16 protein-coding genes and 1 pseudogene are annotated in these 17,846 nt (G+C 62.4%); 10 read left to right on the top strand and 7 right to left on the bottom strand.

Annotation, left to right across the window (positions count from 1 at the left end):
* From AC1DLT_RS18725 to AC1DLT_RS18715, 3 genes are read right to left on the bottom strand one after another with little or no spacing between them, the layout of a single operon-like run.
* Window positions 1-2,193 (bottom strand): RNA degradosome polyphosphate kinase, encoded by a 2,193-nt coding sequence (locus tag AC1DLT_RS18725; protein WP_477487748.1) that lies wholly within the window; start codon window positions 2,191-2,193, stop codon window positions 1-3.
* A 60-nt stretch (window positions 2,194-2,253) separates the two neighbouring features.
* Window positions 2,254-2,973: a DnaA regulatory inactivator HdaA gene (gene hdaA, locus AC1DLT_RS18720; RefSeq protein ID WP_477487747.1), complete on the bottom strand. Its 720-nt coding sequence runs from the start codon at window positions 2,971-2,973 to the stop codon at window positions 2,254-2,256.
* Between the two features lie 7 nt (window positions 2,974-2,980).
* Window positions 2,981-4,177: an AI-2E family transporter gene (locus AC1DLT_RS18715; protein WP_477487746.1), complete on the bottom strand. Its 1,197-nt coding sequence runs from the start codon at window positions 4,175-4,177 to the stop codon at window positions 2,981-2,983.
* Window positions 4,178-4,357: 180 nt separating this feature from the next.
* Here AC1DLT_RS18715 and purM point away from each other — a divergent pair, with 180 nt between their 5' ends.
* The 4 genes and pseudogenes from purM to AC1DLT_RS18695 all read left to right on the top strand — a co-directional run bounded on the left by purM (window position 4,358) and on the right by AC1DLT_RS18695 (window position 7,053).
* Complete coding sequence (gene purM / locus AC1DLT_RS18710) at window positions 4,358-5,431, top strand: phosphoribosylformylglycinamidine cyclo-ligase (protein WP_477487745.1); 1,074 nt, start codon at window positions 4,358-4,360, stop codon at window positions 5,429-5,431.
* Window positions 5,428-6,111, top strand: a complete 684-nt coding sequence (gene purN / locus AC1DLT_RS18705; protein WP_477487744.1) for a phosphoribosylglycinamide formyltransferase — start codon at window positions 5,428-5,430, stop codon at window positions 6,109-6,111. The genes purM and purN overlap by 4 nt, the downstream gene beginning before the upstream one ends.
* 105 nt (window positions 6,112-6,216) lie before the next feature.
* Window positions 6,217-6,543 carry an antitoxin Xre/MbcA/ParS toxin-binding domain-containing protein gene (locus tag AC1DLT_RS18700; protein ID WP_038541783.1) on the top strand — a complete coding sequence of 109 codons (327 nt, stop codon included), beginning with the start codon at window positions 6,217-6,219 and terminating at the stop codon, window positions 6,541-6,543.
* Window positions 6,540-7,053, top strand: a pseudogene (locus tag AC1DLT_RS18695) (RES family NAD+ phosphorylase). The gene AC1DLT_RS18700 and the pseudogene AC1DLT_RS18695 overlap by 4 nt, the downstream one beginning before the upstream one ends.
* 10 nt (window positions 7,054-7,063) lie before the next feature.
* On the opposite strand, the gene AC1DLT_RS18690 reads toward AC1DLT_RS18695, so the two are convergent.
* The 3 genes from AC1DLT_RS18690 to AC1DLT_RS18680 form a co-directional block, all read right to left on the bottom strand.
* A complete protein-coding gene (locus tag AC1DLT_RS18690; protein ID WP_477487743.1) occupies window positions 7,064-8,233 on the bottom strand; it encodes an alpha-D-ribose 1-methylphosphonate 5-triphosphate diphosphatase in 1,170 nt (389 codons plus the stop codon).
* Window positions 8,234-8,409: 176 nt separating this feature from the next.
* Complete coding sequence (locus AC1DLT_RS18685) at window positions 8,410-9,003, bottom strand: NUDIX domain-containing protein (protein WP_477487742.1); 594 nt, start codon at window positions 9,001-9,003, stop codon at window positions 8,410-8,412.
* Complete coding sequence (locus tag AC1DLT_RS18680) at window positions 9,000-11,153, bottom strand: molybdopterin-containing oxidoreductase family protein (protein WP_477487741.1); 2,154 nt, start codon at window positions 11,151-11,153, stop codon at window positions 9,000-9,002. The genes AC1DLT_RS18685 and AC1DLT_RS18680 overlap by 4 nt, the downstream gene beginning before the upstream one ends.
* Window positions 11,154-11,236: 83 nt before the next feature.
* On the opposite strand from AC1DLT_RS18680, the gene AC1DLT_RS18675 reads away from it, so the two are divergent.
* The 3 genes from AC1DLT_RS18675 to AC1DLT_RS18665 are packed head-to-tail and all read left to right on the top strand — an operon-like array spanning window position 11,237 to window position 13,461.
* On the top strand, window positions 11,237-12,115 hold the full coding sequence (locus tag AC1DLT_RS18675; RefSeq protein ID WP_477487740.1) for a 23S rRNA (adenine(2030)-N(6))-methyltransferase RlmJ: 879 nt from the start codon (window positions 11,237-11,239) through the stop codon (window positions 12,113-12,115).
* A gap of 50 nt (window positions 12,116-12,165) precedes the next feature.
* The gene (locus tag AC1DLT_RS18670; protein ID WP_477487739.1) at window positions 12,166-12,831 is read left to right on the top strand and encodes a ribonuclease T2 family protein; all 666 of its coding nucleotides are present in this window, start codon (window positions 12,166-12,168) and stop codon (window positions 12,829-12,831) included.
* 33 nt (window positions 12,832-12,864) lie between these two features.
* The gene (locus tag AC1DLT_RS18665) at window positions 12,865-13,461 is read left to right on the top strand and encodes a glutathione S-transferase (protein ID WP_477487738.1); all 597 of its coding nucleotides are present in this window, start codon (window positions 12,865-12,867) and stop codon (window positions 13,459-13,461) included.
* Window positions 13,462-13,519: 58 nt separating this feature from the next.
* Here AC1DLT_RS18665 and AC1DLT_RS18660 read toward each other — a convergent pair whose 3' ends face one another.
* Entirely contained in the window at window positions 13,520-14,155 is a 636-nt protein-coding gene (locus tag AC1DLT_RS18660; RefSeq protein WP_038541761.1) for an outer membrane protein, read from the bottom strand.
* Between the two features lie 670 nt (window positions 14,156-14,825).
* Here AC1DLT_RS18660 and uvrC point away from each other — a divergent pair.
* The 3 genes from uvrC (at window position 14,826) to moaD (ending at window position 17,804) form a co-directional block, all read left to right on the top strand.
* Window positions 14,826-16,865: an excinuclease ABC subunit UvrC gene (gene uvrC / locus AC1DLT_RS18655; protein WP_477487737.1), complete on the top strand. Its 2,040-nt coding sequence runs from the start codon at window positions 14,826-14,828 to the stop codon at window positions 16,863-16,865.
* A 97-nt stretch (window positions 16,866-16,962) separates the two neighbouring features.
* Window positions 16,963-17,550, top strand: coding sequence for a CDP-diacylglycerol--glycerol-3-phosphate 3-phosphatidyltransferase (gene pgsA / locus AC1DLT_RS18650; protein WP_038541747.1), 588 nt, complete (start codon window positions 16,963-16,965; stop codon window positions 17,548-17,550).
* Window positions 17,547-17,804: a molybdopterin converting factor subunit 1 gene (gene moaD / locus AC1DLT_RS18645; RefSeq protein ID WP_477487736.1), complete on the top strand. Its 258-nt coding sequence runs from the start codon at window positions 17,547-17,549 to the stop codon at window positions 17,802-17,804. Before pgsA ends, moaD begins: the two co-directional genes overlap by 4 nt.
* Window positions 17,805-17,846: the final 42 nt, after the last annotated feature.

The raw sequence follows: 17,846 nt of genomic DNA, 5'->3' as shown, positions 1-17,846 counted from the left end.
CTATTTCTTGCGTCCCGACACAAGGCCGGCGATAAGTTTCGGAGCGCTGGACTTCAGGGCTTCACCGCGCCCCGAGAGGCTCGGATTGGTCATGAAATAGTGCTGCGCGTTAAAAGGTTCCTCGCCCTTGCGCACTTCCATGCGCCGCGACGTGCCGTCGGCCAATATCTCGTAGCTCTGCTGGTTGTCAATCAGGTTGCCGAGCATGATCTGGGATAAAACCTGCTCGTGCACGGTCGGATTGAGGAGCGGCACCAGCGTCTCGACCCGGCGGTCGAGGTTGCGCGGCATCATGTCGGCGGAGCCGATATAGACCAGCGCCTTGTCGGACGGCAGGCCGAAACCGTTGCCGAAGCAGAAGATGCGGCTGTGTTCCAGGAAGCGGCCGACGATCGACTTGACGCGGATATTGTCGGAGAGGCCGGCCACCCGCGGACGCAGGCAGCAGATGCCGCGCACCACGAGGTCGATCTCGACGCCGGCGCGGCTGGCGCGATAGAGCGCGTCGATGATTTCCGGATCGACCAGCGAATTCATCTTCATCCAGATCGCCGCCGGCTTGCCTTCCTGGGCGTGGCAGATCTCCTCCTCGATATGGCGCAGGATGCGCGGACGGAGCGTATAGGGCGAAACCGCCAGCTTCATGCTTTCCGCCGGCTCGCCGTAACCGGTGATGAAGTTGAAGATGTTCGCCATGTCGTGGGCGATCTTCGGGTTGCAGGTGAAGAAGGACAGGTCCGTATAGATCTTGGCGGTGATCGGGTGGTAGTTGCCGGTGCCGAGATGGCAGTAGGTGCGCAGCTTGCCGTCCTCGCGGCGCACAACCATCGACATCTTGGCGTGGGTCTTCAGTTCGATGAAACCGAAGACCACCTGCACGCCGGCGCGCTCCAGGTCGCGGGCCCAGCGGATGTTCGCCTCTTCGTCGAACCGGGCCTTGAGCTCGACCAGTGCCGTCACCGACTTGCCCATTTCGGCCGCATCGATCAGCGCCCGGACGATCGGGCTGTCGTTCGAGGTGCGGTAGAGCGTCTGCTTGATGGCGAGCACGTCCGGGTCGCGCGCCGCCTGCAGAAGGAACTGCACAACCACGTCAAAGGATTCGTAAGGATGATGAACCACCATGTCCTTTTCGCGGATGGCTGCAAGGCAGTCGCCAGCGTGTTCGCGAACTCGCTCGGGAAATCGGGCATTGTGGGTCTCGAAGCGCAGGTCGTCGCGCGGCGCCTTGGTGATTTCGGACATGGTGTTGAGCGCCAGAAGGCCCGGCAGAACCGCGACGCGGTTTTCCGGCACGCCGAGTTCCTGCACCACGAACTGACGCAGCGACGCCGGCATTTCCGAATCGGTCTCGATGCGGATGACCTTGCCGCGGCGGCGGCGCTTCAGCGCCGTCTCGAAGAAGCGCACCAGGTCTTCGGCCTCTTCCTCGACTTCGATATCGCTGTCTCGAATGATGCGGAACGTGCCGGCGCCCTTCACCTCGTAACCGGGGAAGAGCCGGTCGGTGAACATGCCCACCACATCTTCCAGGGTGATGTAGCGGATCGCCGAATTGAGGTCCGGCAGGCGGATGAAGCGATCGAGCGTGGTCGGCAGGCGCAACAGCCCGGTCATCGGCTCCTTGCCGTGCTTGCTGTGCAACTGCAGGCCCATCGAGAAGCCGAGGTTGGGGATGAACGGGAACGGATGGGCCGGGTCGATCGACAGCGGCGTGAGGACCGGGAAAAGTTCGTCGTCGAAAGAGTTCGCCAGCCAGTTGCGATCCTCGGCGGAAAGTGCCGCGGGCCTGACGATCAGGATGTCTTCCTTGGCGAGATACTGCTGCAGCACGGCAAGCGAGGCCTGCTGCTCCATCTGCAGGTTGTCGATCTCCTGCAGGATATTGTCGAGCTGTTCGGCCGGCGTCTTGCCATCCGGCGAGCGGATGACGATGCCCTGGCGCACCTGGCCTTCGAGGCCGGCGACGCGCACCATGAAGAATTCGTCGAGATTGGCGGCCGAGATCGACAGGAAGCGGACCCGCTCCAGAAGCGGATGGGCGGTATTCAGCGTTTCCTCGAGAACGCGGCGGTTGAACTGCAGCCAGGAGAATTCACGATTGATAAACCGGTCCGGACTGCTCATCAGGTCGAAGTCGGTATTGGCCGCTTCCAGACCAGGCTCGCGCGTTTCAGTCGTGATCGAATCCATCTCATCCATCCCATGCTACCCCTTAGGGCCGAATACAGTTTGACGAGGGAACTGTCACAGTCAATCGTCAGCGCCGGCAGCGGTCCCGGAATTCCCAAAATCGTTCAGCACTTCCGCCGCCAGCGGACGGGTTATCCTGGTACCGCGCGCCAGCGCCAGGCGGTCCAGCCGCTCGACGATCGTCTGCGCCGCACCGAGCGACCGTTCCATCCGGTTGACGATGTAGCCCACCAGTTTATCGTCGATATAAAGCTGGCGGTCGGCGAACAGCTTGACGATCACCTGGGCCAAAAGATCCTCGTCCGGTTCGCCGATTTCCACCACGGTCGCCGCCTTCAGCCGGGATTTGAGGTCCGGCAGGGTAACGCCCCAGGAGACCGGCCACAGGCGCGAGGTCATCAGCAGGCTATGGCCGTTCTCGCGCACGCTGTTGATGACGTGGAAAAGTTCGGTTTCGTCGAAACCACGGCGTTCGGCATCCTCGAAGAGGACCGGCCCGGCAGCGGCAACCGCCGCGGCATTCGAGCCGGCGACGGGATGGATCTCGGCCGCCCCCGCCTTTTCCCGCCAGATATGCGCCAGGTGCGATTTTCCCGACCCCACCGGACCCGCCAGCACGACGACCGGCGATGGCCAGGCCGGCCATTCGTCGACGATCGCCACGGCCGCAGCCAGGCGTTCGGACACCAGGAGGTCGTCCCGGGTTCTCGCCGCATCATGGGTGAATTGCAGCGGCAACTGCTCTTGTCTGCGCCGCTCGCGCTCGCTCGTCTCGGTCATTGGTCTTTCAAATGCTCTTCTGAGAGTCATTCGCGTGAGGGTCATTCGGGCCGGTTATCTGCCCAGCATTTTCGCCGTGTTCCAGCACATGCGACCGCTCGGCCTCTTCCCAGGGGAGTTCCGCCGCTCGCCCGAAATAGATGTCGCTGTCAAGATACCGCGACAGCACAAAACGGACAAGCACGCCGACCACCGCGGCGGCCGGCACCGCAATCAGCAGGCCGACGAAGCCGAATATGGCGCCGAAGGCAAACAGCGCGAACATCAGCCAGACCGGATGCAGGCCGACACTTTCGCCGACCAGCTTCGGCTGCAGGATATTGCCCTCGACGAACTGGCCGACGAAGAAGACGCCGGCAACCGCCATGATCCACGGATAATCCGGCCAGAACTGCACCAGCGCCACGCCGACCGAGAGAACCAGGCCAATCAGCGAGCCGATATAGGGAATGAAGCTGATCATGCCGGCGACGAAGCCGATCAGGAGCCCGAAATTGAGCCCGACGACCGACAGGCCAACCGCATAAAAGATGCCGAGGATGAGGCAGAGCGAGCCTTGGCCGCGAATGAAACCGGCGACCGATTCATCCATTTCCCGGGCGATCTCGCGCACCGTCGCCACCTGGTCGCGCGGCACCCAGCTATCCACCTTGGCGACCATCCGGTCCCAATCGAGCAGGATGTAGAAGGCGACGACGGGCGTGACAATCAAGAGCGACACGAGGTCGATGATCGCCTTGCCGGAATTCCAGATCTGGGCGAGCAGCGAGCCGACGAAACCGGCACCCTGGCTCAGCACTTCGGAGAAATTCTGCTTGACCGTCTCGATCTGGGCGCTGATCCAATGCGGCAGGAACGAGCTTTCCGGGCTCGATATGATCTGCTGCAGCTGGGAGATATAGCCCGGCAGGGCGGCGGCGAACTCGGTGAACTGGTTGATGATGATCGGGATCACCAGCATCAGCGACAGCGCGAAGACCAGCACGAAACAGACGAGGATCACCACCGTCGCCATTAGTCGGCTCAAGCCCCGTCTTTCCAGCCAGTCGGCCACCGGATCGAGGAAGTAGGCGAGCGCCATGCCGGCCACGAAAGGCAGCAGGATCGAACGGAAGAACCACAAAAACACCACGAAGACGATGAGAACGCCGACCCAGAAGAAGATGTAGCGCTTCAGGCTTGCGCCGCTGATATGATATGCCATCGCCGCTTCCTCTGAATTGCCCGGGCAAAAAAAAGGGATAGGGAAGCCCGTAACCCAGGTCAAGGGTTTGGAAGCGGTGCAGCAAGACCTGTGAAAAGCCTTCAAAACCGCGTCCAACGCTTGCATCCGGCGCGATGTCGTGCAATTGCGGGCCGCTACAACGATCATTGGAGATGAACGATGAGCGAGGCGGGCAAGAACGGTCTCACCTATAGCGATGCCGGCGTCGATATCGACGCGGGCAACCTCATGGTCGAGAAGATCAAGCCGGCCGTGCGCTCGACCCGCCGGCCCGGCGCAGACGGCGAGATCGGCGGCTTCGGCGGCCTCTTCGACCTCAGGGCCGCGGGCTTCACCGATCCGATCCTGGTTGCCGCCAATGACGGCGTCGGCACCAAGCTGAAGATCGCCATCGACGCCAATTTCCACGACACTGTCGGGATCGACCTTGTCGCCATGTGCGTCAACGATCTCGTCGTCCAGGGCGCCGAGCCGCTGCTCTTTCTCGACTATTTCGCCACCGGCAAGCTCGACCCGGACCAGGGTGCGGCAATCGTCTCCGGCATCGCCGCCGGCTGCCGCGAGGCGGGCTGCGCGCTGATCGGCGGCGAGACCGCCGAAATGCCCGGCATGTATTCCGACGGCGACTACGACCTCGCCGGTTTTGCAGTCGGTGCCGCCGAGCGCGGCCAATTGCTGCCGGTCGGCGATATCGCTTCCGGCGACGTCATCCTCGGCCTGACCTCGTCGGGGGTCCATTCGAACGGCTTCTCGCTCGTGCGCAAGATCGTGACGCTTTCGGGCCTCGCCTGGGACGCGCCCGCTCCCTTCCGTGAGGGCATGACTCTGGGTGAGGCGCTTTTGACGCCGACCCGCATCTACGTGAAGCCGCTGCTGAAGGCGATCCGCGAGACCGGCGCCCTGAAGGCGCTCGCCCACATTACGGGCGGCGGTTTTCCGGAAAACATTCCGCGCGTGCTGCCGAAAAACCTGGCGGCCGAAATCGATCTCGACTCCATTCCCGTCCCGCCCGTCTTCTCGTGGCTCGCCAAAACCGGCGGCGTCGAACCGAAGGAAATGCTGCGCACCTTCAACTGCGGTATCGGCATGATCGTCGTGGTCGCGCCCGAGAACGCCCAGGCGGTCGCCGATATCCTGACCGGTGAGGGCGAGATCGTCGTGCCGCTCGGCCGCATGGTCGAGCGCGCCGAAGGCGGCCCCGGCGTGATCTACCAGGGCACGCTCGGACTATGAGCGCACCGGCGGCAGAAACGGCGCGCAGAAAGCGCGTCGCCGTGTTCATATCCGGTGGCGGCTCCAACATGCTGGCGCTCGCCGATGCCTGCGCCGCGCCGGATTTCCCGGCCGAAATCGTCGCAGTCTTCTCCGACAAACCCTCGGCGGGCGGCATCGAGAAGGCGCAGGCGCGCGGCATCAAAACCTTCGTCTTCGAACGCAAGGGTTTTGCCGGCAAGGCCGAACACGAGGCGGCGATCCTTGCGGCCCTCGACGAGGTCCAGCCGGACATCCTCTGCCTCGCCGGCTACATGCGGCTCTTCTCGGCCGAGTTCATCAGCCGCTACGAAGGCAGCATCCTCAACATCCACCCTGCCCTTCTGCCGCTCTTCCCGGGCCTCCATACCCATGAACGCGCCATCCAGGCCGGCGTGAAGATCGCCGGCTGCACCGTGCATTTCGTCACCGAAGGCATGGACGAAGGCCCGATCGTCGCCCAAGGCGCCGTCCCGTTGCTTGCCAACGACACCGCCGAGACCTTGGCCGGCCGCGTGCTGACCGTCGAGCACAAGCTCTATCCGCTGGCCCTGAAGCTGCTGGCGGAAGGCAAGGTGCGGATGGAGGGCGGCCGGACGATCACCTCGCCCGGCACAACGACCGATATCGCGGATCAGCGGATCTTCTCGGCGGGCAGATAGAGCCGGGACTCGACATGGAGCGCCCAACGTCCTACATTCTGTACGTAATCTTCGTACAGGAGACCGGACATGGTTGGTAAAACTCAGCGAATTCTCGATTTAGGGATGCCGTCGATGGAAGCCGAAGCCGTGTCTATCCGCCTTGGGATCTCAAAACGCGAACTGGCTGAGACGGCCGGGCTTTCCGCCAACACGCTCCAGCGCAAGGAGCGAGCGCAGTCTCCTGCAGCGACCACCCGGATCGGTGAAATGGCGGAGATCATCCACCGCGTCAGCGAGTGGGCAGGAAGCGAACGGCAGGCCCTGGCCTGGTATCGTGCCGAGCCCATTCCGGCCTTTGGCGGCCGGACAGCAGAGAGCATCGTCAAGAACGGCAAGGCAGCCGCCTTGCGCGACTATCTCGATCATCTGGCGATCGGCGGCTTTGCTTGAGGTTCCAGGGCGTCTGCTATCGCGCCCATGATCCGCGCTGGGCGATCAGTCCGATCTCCGGCGAAGGTGCGGCCATTCGCGGTGCCCGCTTCAATCCCAAGGGCATACCGGCACTCTATCTCTCTACTTCGATCGAAGGTGCGATCACCGAAGCAAGCCAAGGGTTTGGACACAAGATCCATCCGTTGACGATCTGCTCCTACGATATCGATTGCGACGATATCGCCGACCTTACGGACGAGGTTTCGCAAAATGCGCTTGGCATATCGCTTGATGTCATGGCCTCCGCCTGGGCGTCCGCACTCTCGGAAAGCAGGCGACCGGAGTCGTGGGTGATTTATGACGATCTTTCCGGCACTTATGCCGGCATCCTCGTCCCCTCCTTCGCCCACCGGGCCGCAACCTCGGTCAGCAATCTCGTGCTGTGGGACTGGGGAGCCGACCTGCCGCGTCCACGTCATCGACCCGACAGGCAGGTTGCCGAAGAACCAGAAGTCCTGGGAGGAATAGAATCCGAGCCTTACGCCGCCAATGCCCGGAGCGGGTGCAGCGTGCCGTCGCTGTAGACGAAGCGGCCGGCGCGGAAGGTGGCCCGGATGCGGTGCACGTCGCCCTTTTCCACCACGACCAGATCGGCGCGCTGGCCGACCGCGATCTCGCCGCGATCCGTCAGGCCGGCGGAGCGGGCGGCATTGCCGGTCGCCATGGCGACGGCTGCCGGCAGGCCGCCTGCCGATGCCTCCGCCAGCTTGAAGATGCCCGGCACGAAGGCGGCCGGATGGTAATCGGCGGCAATCACCGTCAACAGACCGGCCTTGGCGGCGTCGAGCGCGCTGAGATTGCCGGACATCGACTGGCCGCGCAGCGCGTTCGGGGCGCCCATCAGCGTCCAGAGCCCGCGTCGGCGCGCCTCCTCGGCGGCCGGCAAGGTTACCGGGAATTCGCTGATCGTGACGCCGAGATCGAACATCTCCGCCACCTTCTCGATACTGTCGTCGTCATGGGAAGCGAGCGACAGGCCGTGTTGCAAGGAGAGCGAAACGATTTCCTTCAGCTTCACCTCGATCTGCGGATCGTTGCGCATGGCAATGCGCTTCTGAACGATCTCGGCGGCCATTTCCTCGGAAATCGCCCGGCGTTCCGAGATGCTGGCAACGTAGGCGGCGATGTTGTTGTACTGGCCCTGGCCTGGCGTGTGGTCGGTCAGCGATACCATGTCGATTTCATCGGCCTTCAGCAGCCGTTCCAGAGCCGGCGCCGCGCCGACATTGGTGATCTCGTAGCGGGCGTGAACGCGGTGGTCGATCAGCAGATTGTCGCCCAGGCGGTTGATGCCCTCGATGATGGCCGAGGTCGTTTCCAGCGAGCGGACATGGCCGTAGACGCTTTCGGTGGCAAAGGAAACGGCTGCGTAGGCCGTGGTGACGCCGGCTGCGGCAAGCTTCTTGTCTAGTTCGTGGATGCCGAAATCGATCGGCATCTGGGCGTTCGGCCGCGGCGCGATCTCGCGCTCGATCATGTCGCCATGCAGATCGACGAAGCCCGGCATCAGCAGTCGCCCGCCGCCGTCGATCACGGCGCCGGCGACCGGTTCGGGGCGAATCTCGGCGATCACGCCATCTTCAATCCGCACAGAACCTGAGTTCACCACCTCGTTCGGCAGAACGAGGGTGAAATTGCCGAGCCACATGGCTTTCTCCTGACCATATAAGGATGATTATCAAGACGCAGCGCTTAGCCGCCATTCGTGACATTCATGTGAAATCCGGGCGGCTTAAGGTCAAGTCACATTCGCACGGCGTCTGAAACAACAGGCGAACGCGTCTATCGGGGCCTCAAGCATTGCGCGGCGGCACCGCCGGGACATCAGACGGTGAACGATGACCGGTTTATCACCGCCCATTGCAGCATCATGATTGTCTTCGCATCGATGATGTCGCCGTTGGCGATCATCGCGAAGGCCTCGTCGAGCGGCAGTTCGAGAACCTCGATATCCTCGTGCTCCTCGGCAAGCCCGCCGCCGCCGTTCACCCGGTCGGAGAGATCGATCGGCGCATGGAAGAAATGCACGAGTTCGGTGATCGCGCCCGGCGACATGAATGCCTTGAAAACAAACCGCACATCCCGCAGGCGGTAGCCGGTTTCCTCCATCGCTTCGCGCCGGATCGCCTCTTCCGGGTGGTCCTCGTCGAGCAGCCCGGCCGGCACTTCGACCATCCATGCCGGCTTGCCGGTCAGATAGGCGGGCAATCGGAACTGCCTCACCAGCACGACCATGTCGCGCTTCGCATCGTAGAGAAGGATGCAGGCGGCCTCGGACTTATGGTAGATTTCGCGATGCAGGCGGTGGGTTTCGCCGCTGCGATCGGCGTAGTCGAGTTCGTAGCTCGAAAGCCGCGTCCAGCCATCCGACAACGTCTTCTCGCTGACGAGCTTCACCCGATCATTCCGCCCGGTCATGCTGCGTCCTTGCGAAGCCATACCTTGTTGTCGTGGAAGGCCGCACCGCCATAGGGCGCAACGGCGTCGGCGCCGGTCAGCACGTTGATGCCCTCGCCGTCGAGATGTTTGCTGTTCGGCCACAGCCCCTCGGCGATCAGCACGCCCGGCCTCGCGCCGGCCACGAGCCTTGCATGCAGGCGGATTTCGCCGCGGGTGTTGCCGAGCCGGACGATATCGCCGTCAACGATGCCGAGGCGCTCCGCATCGGTCGGCTCGATCATCACTTCCGGCCGCCCTTCCCGCTCATAGGAGCTTTTCGTCTCGGTGAAGGAGGAGTTGAGGAAGCTGCGGGCCGGGGAAGTCGCCAGCCGGAAGGGATGCGCCTCGTCCGCCACTTCGATGACATCGACCTGGTCGGGGAAGACCGGCAGTTCGCCGATCGGTCCCAGCGGCCCGACATTTTTCGGCGGCTTGTCCGGCGACGGGCCGTTCGCCCAATCCGGCCGAAAGCGGAATTTCCCATCGGGATAACCGAAACCCTTGATGTAATGGGCGGTTTCGAAATCCGGCTGGGCGTCGATCCATTTGGTCTGCGCCAGATCCTCGTAGGCGCCCCAGTGGCTGGCCTTCAGGATGCGGTCGATATGCTGGCGTTCGTCAAGGCAGAAACCGGGGAAATGATCGACGCCGAGTCGCTTGGCCAGTTCTTCGATGACGAAGAGGTTGGTGCGCACCGTGGACGGCGGCTCGACCAGCTTTGGCCCGAGCAGGATATGCTGCTGGCCACCGGCGCGGTAAAGATCGTCATGCTCGACGAACATGGTGGCTGGCAGGACGATATCGGCGACTTCGGCCGTATCGGTCATGAACTGCTCGTGCACCGCAACGAACAGGTCGTCGCGCAAGAAGCCCTGGCGGACGAGGCGCTGTTCTGGGGCGACGTTCATCGGATTGGTGTTCTGGATCAAGAGCGCTGTTACCGGCCCGCCGTTCCGCAGCGCTTCCGCATCGCCGGTCAGCACCCGGCCGATCTGCGACTGGTCGAGCTGGCGGATATCGGGATCGGCATAGGCCGTGCCCATCAGCTCGGACTTGTTGAGCCGGAAAATTTCGCCGTTGTTGTGGAAGGCGCCGCCGCCCTCGTACTGCCAGCAGCCGAGCACGGTCGAAATCGACAGCGCCGCATGCATGGCGACCGTGCCGTTCCTCTGGCGGGCAAAACCGTAGCCCAGCCGGAAGAAGGTTTTCTGGGTCGTGCCGACGAGGCGGGCGAAGGTCTCGATCTCTTCGACCGACAGGCCGGTGATGGCGGAGGCCCATTCCGGCGTTTTCGTCTTCAGATGCGCTTCGAGGCCGGCCGGGTCGTCGGCATATTGCGCCATATAGGCGCGGTCTGCATATCCATCGCGAAAGGCGACGTGCATGACGGCGCAGGCAAGCGCCGCATCGGTGCCGGGGCGCACGGTCAGCGCCATATCGGCCTGTTTCATCGTCGGGTTGTCGTAGATGTCGATGACGACGATCTTGGCGCCGCGCTCCTTGCGCGCCTTCACCGCGTGGGTCATGACGTTGACCTGCGTGGAGACGGCGTTGGTGCCCCAGATCACCACGCAATCGGACTTTGCCATCTCGCGCGGATCGGGACCGCGCAGAGCGCCGGTTCCCATCACGTAACCGGTCCAGGCCATGTTGGTGCAGATCGTGCCGAAGAAGCCGGAGTATTTTTTCGCATGCCGCAGCCGCTCGATCGAATCGCGCTGCACCTGGCCCATGGTGCCGGCATAAAAATAGGGCCAGATCGCTTCCGATCCGTATCTCGCCTCCGCCTTGACGAAGGCGTTAGCGATCTCGTCGAGTGCGGCCTCCCAGGACAGCTCCTGCCAGTTCCCCTCGCCCTTGGCGCCCAAGCGGCGCTTCGGGTGCATCAGCCGGCCGGGATGGTAGAGCCGCTCGGAGTATCGGGCGACCTTGGCGCAGATGACGCCGGCCGTATAGCTGTTGTCGGCGGCACCCCGCACGCGGCCGATCTTGCCGTCGGCGGTGAGATCTATGTCCAGTGCGCAGGCCGACGGACAGTCGTGCGGACAGACGGTGTGTCCGACGGAATTGTGGCCGGACTTTTCGGGGGCGATTGGGGTTTTCGCGGTAATCGGGGTCGCAACGTTCATGGCTTTTCTATATTGCAAGCTGACGTCCGCAAAAAGCGTGATTTGCAGCGCATCAATTTAATTCAAGCGAGACACCAGCAACGATGAACTACCGGCACATCTATCACGCGGGCAATTTTGCCGATGTTCTCAAACACGCGATCCTGGCGCGGCTGATCCGCTATGCACAGAACAAGGACAAGGCTTTTCGTCTGCTGGATACCCATGCCGGCATCGGGCTTTATGACCTTTCCTCGGACGAGGCGCAGAAGACAGGCGAATGGCGCGACGGCATCGGCCGGCTGATGGACGCGGAACTGCCGGCAAAGGTCGCGGACTTGCTGGAGCCCTATCTGACGGCGGTCAGGGAACTGAACCCGACCGGCGCGCTGAAACTTTATCCCGGCTCGCCGAAACTTGCCCGCATGCTGTTCCGCCCTCAGGACCGGTTGTCGGCAATGGAACTGCATCCGGAAGACTTCAATCGCCTGCACAATCTGTTCGAGGGCGATTTCCAGGTACGCGCCACCGAACTCGACGGCTGGCTGGCGCTCGGCGCGCATCTGCCGCCGAAGGAAAAGCGCGGAATTGTGCTCGTCGATCCGCCTTTCGAGGAAGAAGGCGAATACAGGCGCCTGGTGAAAGGCCTGTCGACCGGCTGGCGCCGCTTTCAAGGCGGCACCTTCTGCCTCTGGTATCCGATCAAGAAGGGCGCGCCGCTCAGGGCCTTTCACGATGAGCTGAAGGCGCTGGACATCCCGAAAATGCTGTGCGCCGAGTTGACCGTTCAAAGCGACCGCGAGACGACCGGGTTGTCCGGCTCCGGCCTCATCATCGTCAACCCGCCCTTCACGCTGAAGGAGGAGTTGCACACGCTTCTGCCGACGTTGAAAACCATCCTGGCGCAGGATCGGTTCGCCTCGCAACGAGCCTTCTGGCTGACCGGCGAGACCGTCGACAACGACCTCGATTCGGAGTCTTGACCGGGCGCGGCTTCCCGCCCATGGTGCCGCGCATTGCAGGGGGCCGGCCGATGACCAACCGATTTATCGCTTTCCTTTTTCTCGCGCTTTTCGCATCCACCGCCTCCGCCCAGGAGCGCCGATCGGACAATCGGCAGGATCACGCGGGACAGTTCGATTTCTACGTCCTGTCGCTTTCCTGGTCGCCAACCTTCTGCGCTTCGCAGAGCGGCGGCAAAAACGACCAGCAATGCAGCACGGACAAGGACTTCCGTTTCATCGTCCACGGGCTGTGGCCGCAATACGAAAAGGGCTATCCGGATTTCTGCGAGACGAAGGAGCCGGGCCGTGTGCCGCAGTCGCTCGGCAAACCGCTCTTCGACATCATGCCGTCGATGGGCCTGATCGGACACCAGTGGCGCAAGCACGGAAGCTGCACCGGGCTCAGCCAGGCTGATTATTTCGAGAAGGTCCGCGAGGCCTTTTCGCGGATCAAACTGCCCGCCGATCTGTCCCGCGGCGACGCGGCCGTGACACTGTCGGCCGACCAGATCGAAGAGAAATTCGTTGCCGCCAATCCGGGCATGAGCCACCGCGGCATCTCGACGAGCTGCGAGGGCCGTCAGCTGGAAGAGGTGCGCATCTGTTTCACCAAGGATCTGCAATTCCGTGATTGCGCCGAGGTCGACCGCGACAGCTGCAAGGTCAGCCAGATCATCCTGCCGCCCGCGAAATGACGGCGCGCTGAAGTTCGTCGAGAAGGAAAGATCATGAAGCTGCTTTATTCCCCGGCCTCGCCCTATTCCGCCAAGGTGCGCATGGCGGCGCGCCATCTCGGCATCGGGATCACCGAGGTGAAGACCGACACCAACGCGGCTCCGCCAGAACTGGTGAGCAACAACCCGCTCGGCAAGATCCCTGTCCTGCTCCGTGATGGCGAGCCGCCGATCTACGACAGCATCGCGATCATGCACTGGCTCGATCGTCAGTCGGGCGGCAAGCTCTATCCGAAGAAGGACGCCAAGCGCACCGAGGCGGAAGTGCTGGAAGCGCTCTGCGACGGCATCACGGATTGCCTTCTGGCAATCGTCTACGAGCGCCGCTCGCGCGACGAGGACAAGGTCCACCAGCCATGGATCGACAAACAGTGGGGCAAGGTCGTGCGCGGGCTCGATCACCTCGAGAATAACCTGCCGAAAACCGGCAAGAAACTGCATGGCGGCCATTTCGCGCTGGCTGCGTTGGTCGGTTACCTCGATCTGCGCTTCAACGGGCAATGGGCCGCGGGCCGGCCGGAACTTGCCTCCTGGCCGGACGTCTTCACCAAGCGCTTCGCCTCCTATACCGCCATGAAATCGGCGGCCTGAAACAAAAAAAGCCCGGACCGAAGCCCGGGCTTTCCCCAGCCTGTTAAGGCTATCGAACTTAGAACTTCACGCCGATACCGACCTTGACGCTGTGGTCGTCGAAGCCCTTCGAGACCGAACCGGAATCGAGCGAGTAGCTGTCCGAACCGTAATCCGTGTAGCGGTATTCGACACGAGCGGTGACGTTGTTGGTGATGAAGGCTTCAGCACCGGCACCGACCGTGTAACCTACGCCGGTCTTGCTGTCGGACGAGGTCGCGTCACGCAGTTCGTTGTCCTGCAGAGCGACACCGGCCGTACCGTAGATCAGGAAGGGGTTGAGGTCGTAGCCGACGCGGCCACGAACCGAGCCGTTCCAGCCAGCCTTGCCTTCAAAGCCATCGTCCGTGGTGCTCTTCGTGCCGTTGTAACCGACGTCTGCTTCGACACCGTAAACGATCGAGCCGCTCTGGAAGTTGTAGCCCGTATAAGCACCGCCGCCGAACTGGCCGTCGCGGTCGCCGCTACCGAAGCGACCCCAGTCATACTGACCATAACCACCGAGATAGAAACCCTGCCAGCTGGCAGCCGGGGCCGGCTCTTCGGTTGCAACCGGGGCCTGCGGAATTTGTTCGACGGCATCAGCGGCATTGGCCGCGGAGATGGCGATGAAGCTGACTGCCGAGGCCATCAGAGTTGCGATGAGAGTACGCATACATTTTCTCCTTTTACTGCTGCGCCGGGAATTCGCCGCGACAACATGGTTGGCGACACATTTGTTCCCTGCCCGCTGAAACGGAATGTGGAGGGCAATTGAGGAATAGAAAGAGCCGAAATGTGAATTGATTGTGGCACACAGAAGGCCAAAATTTGATGTTGCTGTATCGCAACACACGTTTGATTAACCTTAAGCAATGCTTACTTTAAATATAAATATTTTTACATTTATAAATTACTTCTTAAATCCAAAGCACAACTCAGTCAATACACTTGTCAGCGCGAACCAGCGCGGGCGCCACTCGCCAAGTTCGACTTGTATTCGCAGCAAAACCGGATCGGCCGCTTGTAGAAATCAAAACTTTAGCAGAAACACGGACGTATTTCGCCTCTCCGCAGGCGGACGGCCGGCGTCGGCCGCCGGATTTCTGCCTTAAATATTCCACCGCGGGAACGGCCATTTCGGCCTTCGTCAAGAGCATGGGCGGAATTTTTGCTAGCGCTTTCAAAATCTGCCCCGAGACACTATTTCTCCGGCAGCGGCCTTTGCGCAGGGAATCGGGCCGCTTCAGCGCAATATTTTGACAAGCTGCCGTCGTCGGCACATGTCATGGACGCATGGTTCGAATCGGTGATGGCCGGATGCCGACATCCGGCGGAGACTAGGAATGAACGGAACGAAGCTGCCCGACGGCGGCGTTCTCTACGACGAGACGGAAGAAGACGACGACGATGTGCTGGTCACCGAGCCGGCCCAGGGTCCTGCCGCGTCGATCGACTGGAACGAAGGCTGGAAGAACGACAGCGGGCTGAAGGGTGCAGACCTGATCGCCGAATTCGTCAAGCACCTGCCGAACGCGCCGGGCGTCTACCGGATGTTCAACGATGCGCAGGACGTGCTTTACGTCGGCAAGGCGCGCAGCCTCAAAAAACGCGTTGGCAATTATGCGCAGGGCCGCGTCCATTCCAACCGCATCGCCAAGATGGTGCGCGAAACCACCCATATGGAATTCGTCACGACGCGGACGGAAACCGAGGCGCTGCTGCTCGAGGCCAATCTCATCAAGCGCCTGCGGCCGCGCTTCAACGTTCTTCTGCGCGACGACAAATCCTTTCCCTATATCATGATCACTGGCGACCACCGGGCTCCGGCGATCTTCAAGCATCGCGGCGCGCGGGCGCGCAAAGGCGATTATTTCGGCCCCTTCGCGTCGGCGGCCGCCGTCGGTCGCACCATCAATTCCCTGCAGCGCGCCTTCCTGCTTCGCACCTGCACCGACAGCGTCTTCGAGACCCGTACCCGCCCGTGCCTGCTGTTCCAGATCAAGCGCTGTTCGGGCCCCTGCACCCGCGAGATCAGCGACGAGGGTTATGCGGCGCTGGTCGAGGAAGCCAAGGATTTCCTTTCCGGCAAGAGCCAGAACGTCAAGTCGGCGATCGCCCGCCAGATGACGGAAGCCTCCGAGGACCTGGATTTCGAGCGCGCCGCGATCTATCGCGACCGGTTGGCGGCGCTCAGCCACGTCCAGAGCCACCAGGGCATCAACCCGGCCGGCGTCGAGGAGGCGGATGTCTTCGCCATCTACAACGAGGGCGGCATGTCCTGCATCCAGGTGTTCTTCTTCAGGACCGGCCAGAACTGGGGCAACCGCGCCTATTTCCCCAAGGCCGACCCGCAGCTTTCCGGCCCGGAAGTGCTCAACGCCTTCCTCGCGCAGTTCTATGACGACAAGCCGGTGCCGAAGCAGATCCTGCTCTCGGAAACCGTCGACGAACAGGATCTGCTCGCCCAGGCTTTTTCTGAGAAGGCCGGCCACAAGGTGACGATCTCCGTGCCCCAGCGCGGCGAGAAGAAGGACCTGACCGACCACGTGCTGGCCAATGCCCGCGAGGCGCATGGCCGCCGGCTTGCCGAAACCTCGTCGCAGGCCCGCCTGCTGCAGGGGCTCGCGGAGACCTTCAGCCTGTCCTCCGTGCCGCGCCGCATCGAGATCTACGACAACTCGCATATCATGGGCACCAATGCCGTCGGCGGCATGGTTGTCGCGGGGCCGGAAGGGTTCGTGAAGAGCCAGTACCGCAAGTTCAACATCAAATCGACCGACATCACCCCCGGCGACGACTTCGGCATGATGCGCGAGGTAATGACCCGCCGCTTCTCGCGCCTCCTCAAGGAAGAGGGCATTCCCGACCGCACCGCTGCTGCCGGCGCCAGCGCCGAGGATGCGGCCGATGCCGCCTTTCCAGCCTGGCCGGACGTGATCCTGATCGACGGCGGCCAAGGGCAGATGAGCGCGGTACGCGCCATTCTCGACGAACTCGGCATCCGCGACGTGGTGACCGCGATCGGTGTCGCCAAGGGCGTCGACCGGGATGCCGGCCGCGAGCGGTTCTTCGCCGACGGCCGATCCGACTTCTCGCTGCCACCGCGTGATCCGGTCCTCTATTTCATCCAGCGTATGCGCGATGAAGCGCATCGTTTTGCGATCGGCTCGCATCGGGCAAGGCGCAAGAAGGAGATGGTCAAGAACCCGCTCGACGAGATTTCAGGGATCGGACCCGGCCGCAAGCGCAAGCTTTTGCAGCACTTCGGCACGGCGAAGGCGGTGTCGCGCGCGGGTCTGACCGACCTCATGGCGGTCGAGGGCATTTCCGAGGCTGTCGCCAAACAGATCTACAACCATTTCCACGAGAACCGGGCTGGCTAAATCGGCATGACGCCATCGGCTGCAAAAAAGCCGCGAAACCCTGTTGACGCCTTGGCCTCAACACATCAACTAGGAGCAAACATCCGGAAGGCTCCCCATGGCGTCGCGCGCATACAATATCCCCAATCTTCTGACCTATGCGCGCATCGTGGCCGTGCCGATCATCGTCGGCTGCTTCTTCATCGAGGGGCAGCTTGAAAGCTCCGATGTGGCGCGCTGGACGGCGCTGGTTCTGTTTGCCGTCGCCTCGATCACCGACTATCTCGACGGGTACCTCGCCCGCATCTGGAACCAAACGTCGAATATCGGCCGCATGCTCGACCCGATCGCCGACAAGCTGCTGGTCGCTGCGGTGCTGCTGCTGCTCGCCGCCGACCAGACGATCGCGGGATGGTCGCTCTGGGCGGCAATCACCATTCTCTGCCGCGAAATCCTCGTCTCGGGCCTGCGCGAATATCTTGCCGCTCTGAAGGTCTCCGTGCCGGTGACGCGCATCGCCAAGTGGAAAACGACGATCCAGATGGTGGCGATCGCCTTCCTGCTGGCAGGGCCTGCCGGCGACAAGATCGTGCCCTACACGACCCAGATGGGCATCGCGCTTCTGTGGATCGCCGCGTTCCTGACCTTCTATACCGGCTATGATTATTTCAAGGCCGGCGTCAAACATCTGGTGGACGAAGAATGACCGTCAAACTTGTCTATTTCGCCTGGGTGCGCGAACGGATCGGCAGGCAAGAGGAAGACCTCGACCTGCCGGCAAGCGTCGTCACCGTGCGTGATTTGCTCGCCCATCTGACGACGCTTGGCGAGGAATACGAGAACGCCCTGCAGTTCCCGGAGGTCATCCGGGTGGCCATCAACCAGGAACATGCCGAACACGACGAACCGATCGCCGGCGCGCGGGAGATCGGCATTTTTCCACCGATGACGGGCGGGTGATAATGGCTGGGGCCGGCGCCAGTTGCGGAACATCCCACTTCT

The organism is Neorhizobium sp. 05N33 (assembly GCF_056397445.1).
The sequence above is the reverse complement of the archived record's forward strand: the minus strand, read 5'-3'. Positions and strand labels throughout refer to the sequence as shown.

What these genes read in the sequence shown, in the direction of transcription:
- AC1DLT_RS18725 (WP_477487748.1), bottom strand. Translation starts at nt 2,193, where the DNA reads ATGGATTCGATCACGACTGAAACGCGCGAGCCTGGTCTGGAAGCGGCC.
- hdaA (WP_477487747.1), bottom strand. Translation starts at nt 2,973, where the DNA reads ATGACCGAGACGAGCGAGCGCGAGCGGCGCAGACAAGAGCAGTTGCCG.
- AC1DLT_RS18715 (WP_477487746.1), bottom strand. Translation starts at nt 4,177, where the DNA reads ATGGCATATCATATCAGCGGCGCAAGCCTGAAGCGCTACATCTTCTTC.
- purM (WP_477487745.1), top strand. Translation starts at nt 4,358, where the DNA reads ATGAGCGAGGCGGGCAAGAACGGTCTCACCTATAGCGATGCCGGCGTC.
- purN (WP_477487744.1), top strand. Translation starts at nt 5,428, where the DNA reads ATGAGCGCACCGGCGGCAGAAACGGCGCGCAGAAAGCGCGTCGCCGTG.
- AC1DLT_RS18700 (WP_038541783.1), top strand. Translation starts at nt 6,217, where the DNA reads ATGCCGTCGATGGAAGCCGAAGCCGTGTCTATCCGCCTTGGGATCTCA.
- AC1DLT_RS18690 (WP_477487743.1), bottom strand. Translation starts at nt 8,233, where the DNA reads ATGTGGCTCGGCAATTTCACCCTCGTTCTGCCGAACGAGGTGGTGAAC.
- AC1DLT_RS18685 (WP_477487742.1), bottom strand. Translation starts at nt 9,003, where the DNA reads ATGACCGGGCGGAATGATCGGGTGAAGCTCGTCAGCGAGAAGACGTTG.
- AC1DLT_RS18680 (WP_477487741.1), bottom strand. Translation starts at nt 11,153, where the DNA reads ATGAACGTTGCGACCCCGATTACCGCGAAAACCCCAATCGCCCCCGAA.
- AC1DLT_RS18675 (WP_477487740.1), top strand. Translation starts at nt 11,237, where the DNA reads ATGAACTACCGGCACATCTATCACGCGGGCAATTTTGCCGATGTTCTC.
- AC1DLT_RS18670 (WP_477487739.1), top strand. Translation starts at nt 12,166, where the DNA reads ATGACCAACCGATTTATCGCTTTCCTTTTTCTCGCGCTTTTCGCATCC.
- AC1DLT_RS18665 (WP_477487738.1), top strand. Translation starts at nt 12,865, where the DNA reads ATGAAGCTGCTTTATTCCCCGGCCTCGCCCTATTCCGCCAAGGTGCGC.
- AC1DLT_RS18660 (WP_038541761.1), bottom strand. Translation starts at nt 14,155, where the DNA reads ATGCGTACTCTCATCGCAACTCTGATGGCCTCGGCAGTCAGCTTCATC.
- uvrC (WP_477487737.1), top strand. Translation starts at nt 14,826, where the DNA reads ATGAACGGAACGAAGCTGCCCGACGGCGGCGTTCTCTACGACGAGACG.
- pgsA (WP_038541747.1), top strand. Translation starts at nt 16,963, where the DNA reads ATGGCGTCGCGCGCATACAATATCCCCAATCTTCTGACCTATGCGCGC.
- moaD (WP_477487736.1), top strand. Translation starts at nt 17,547, where the DNA reads ATGACCGTCAAACTTGTCTATTTCGCCTGGGTGCGCGAACGGATCGGC.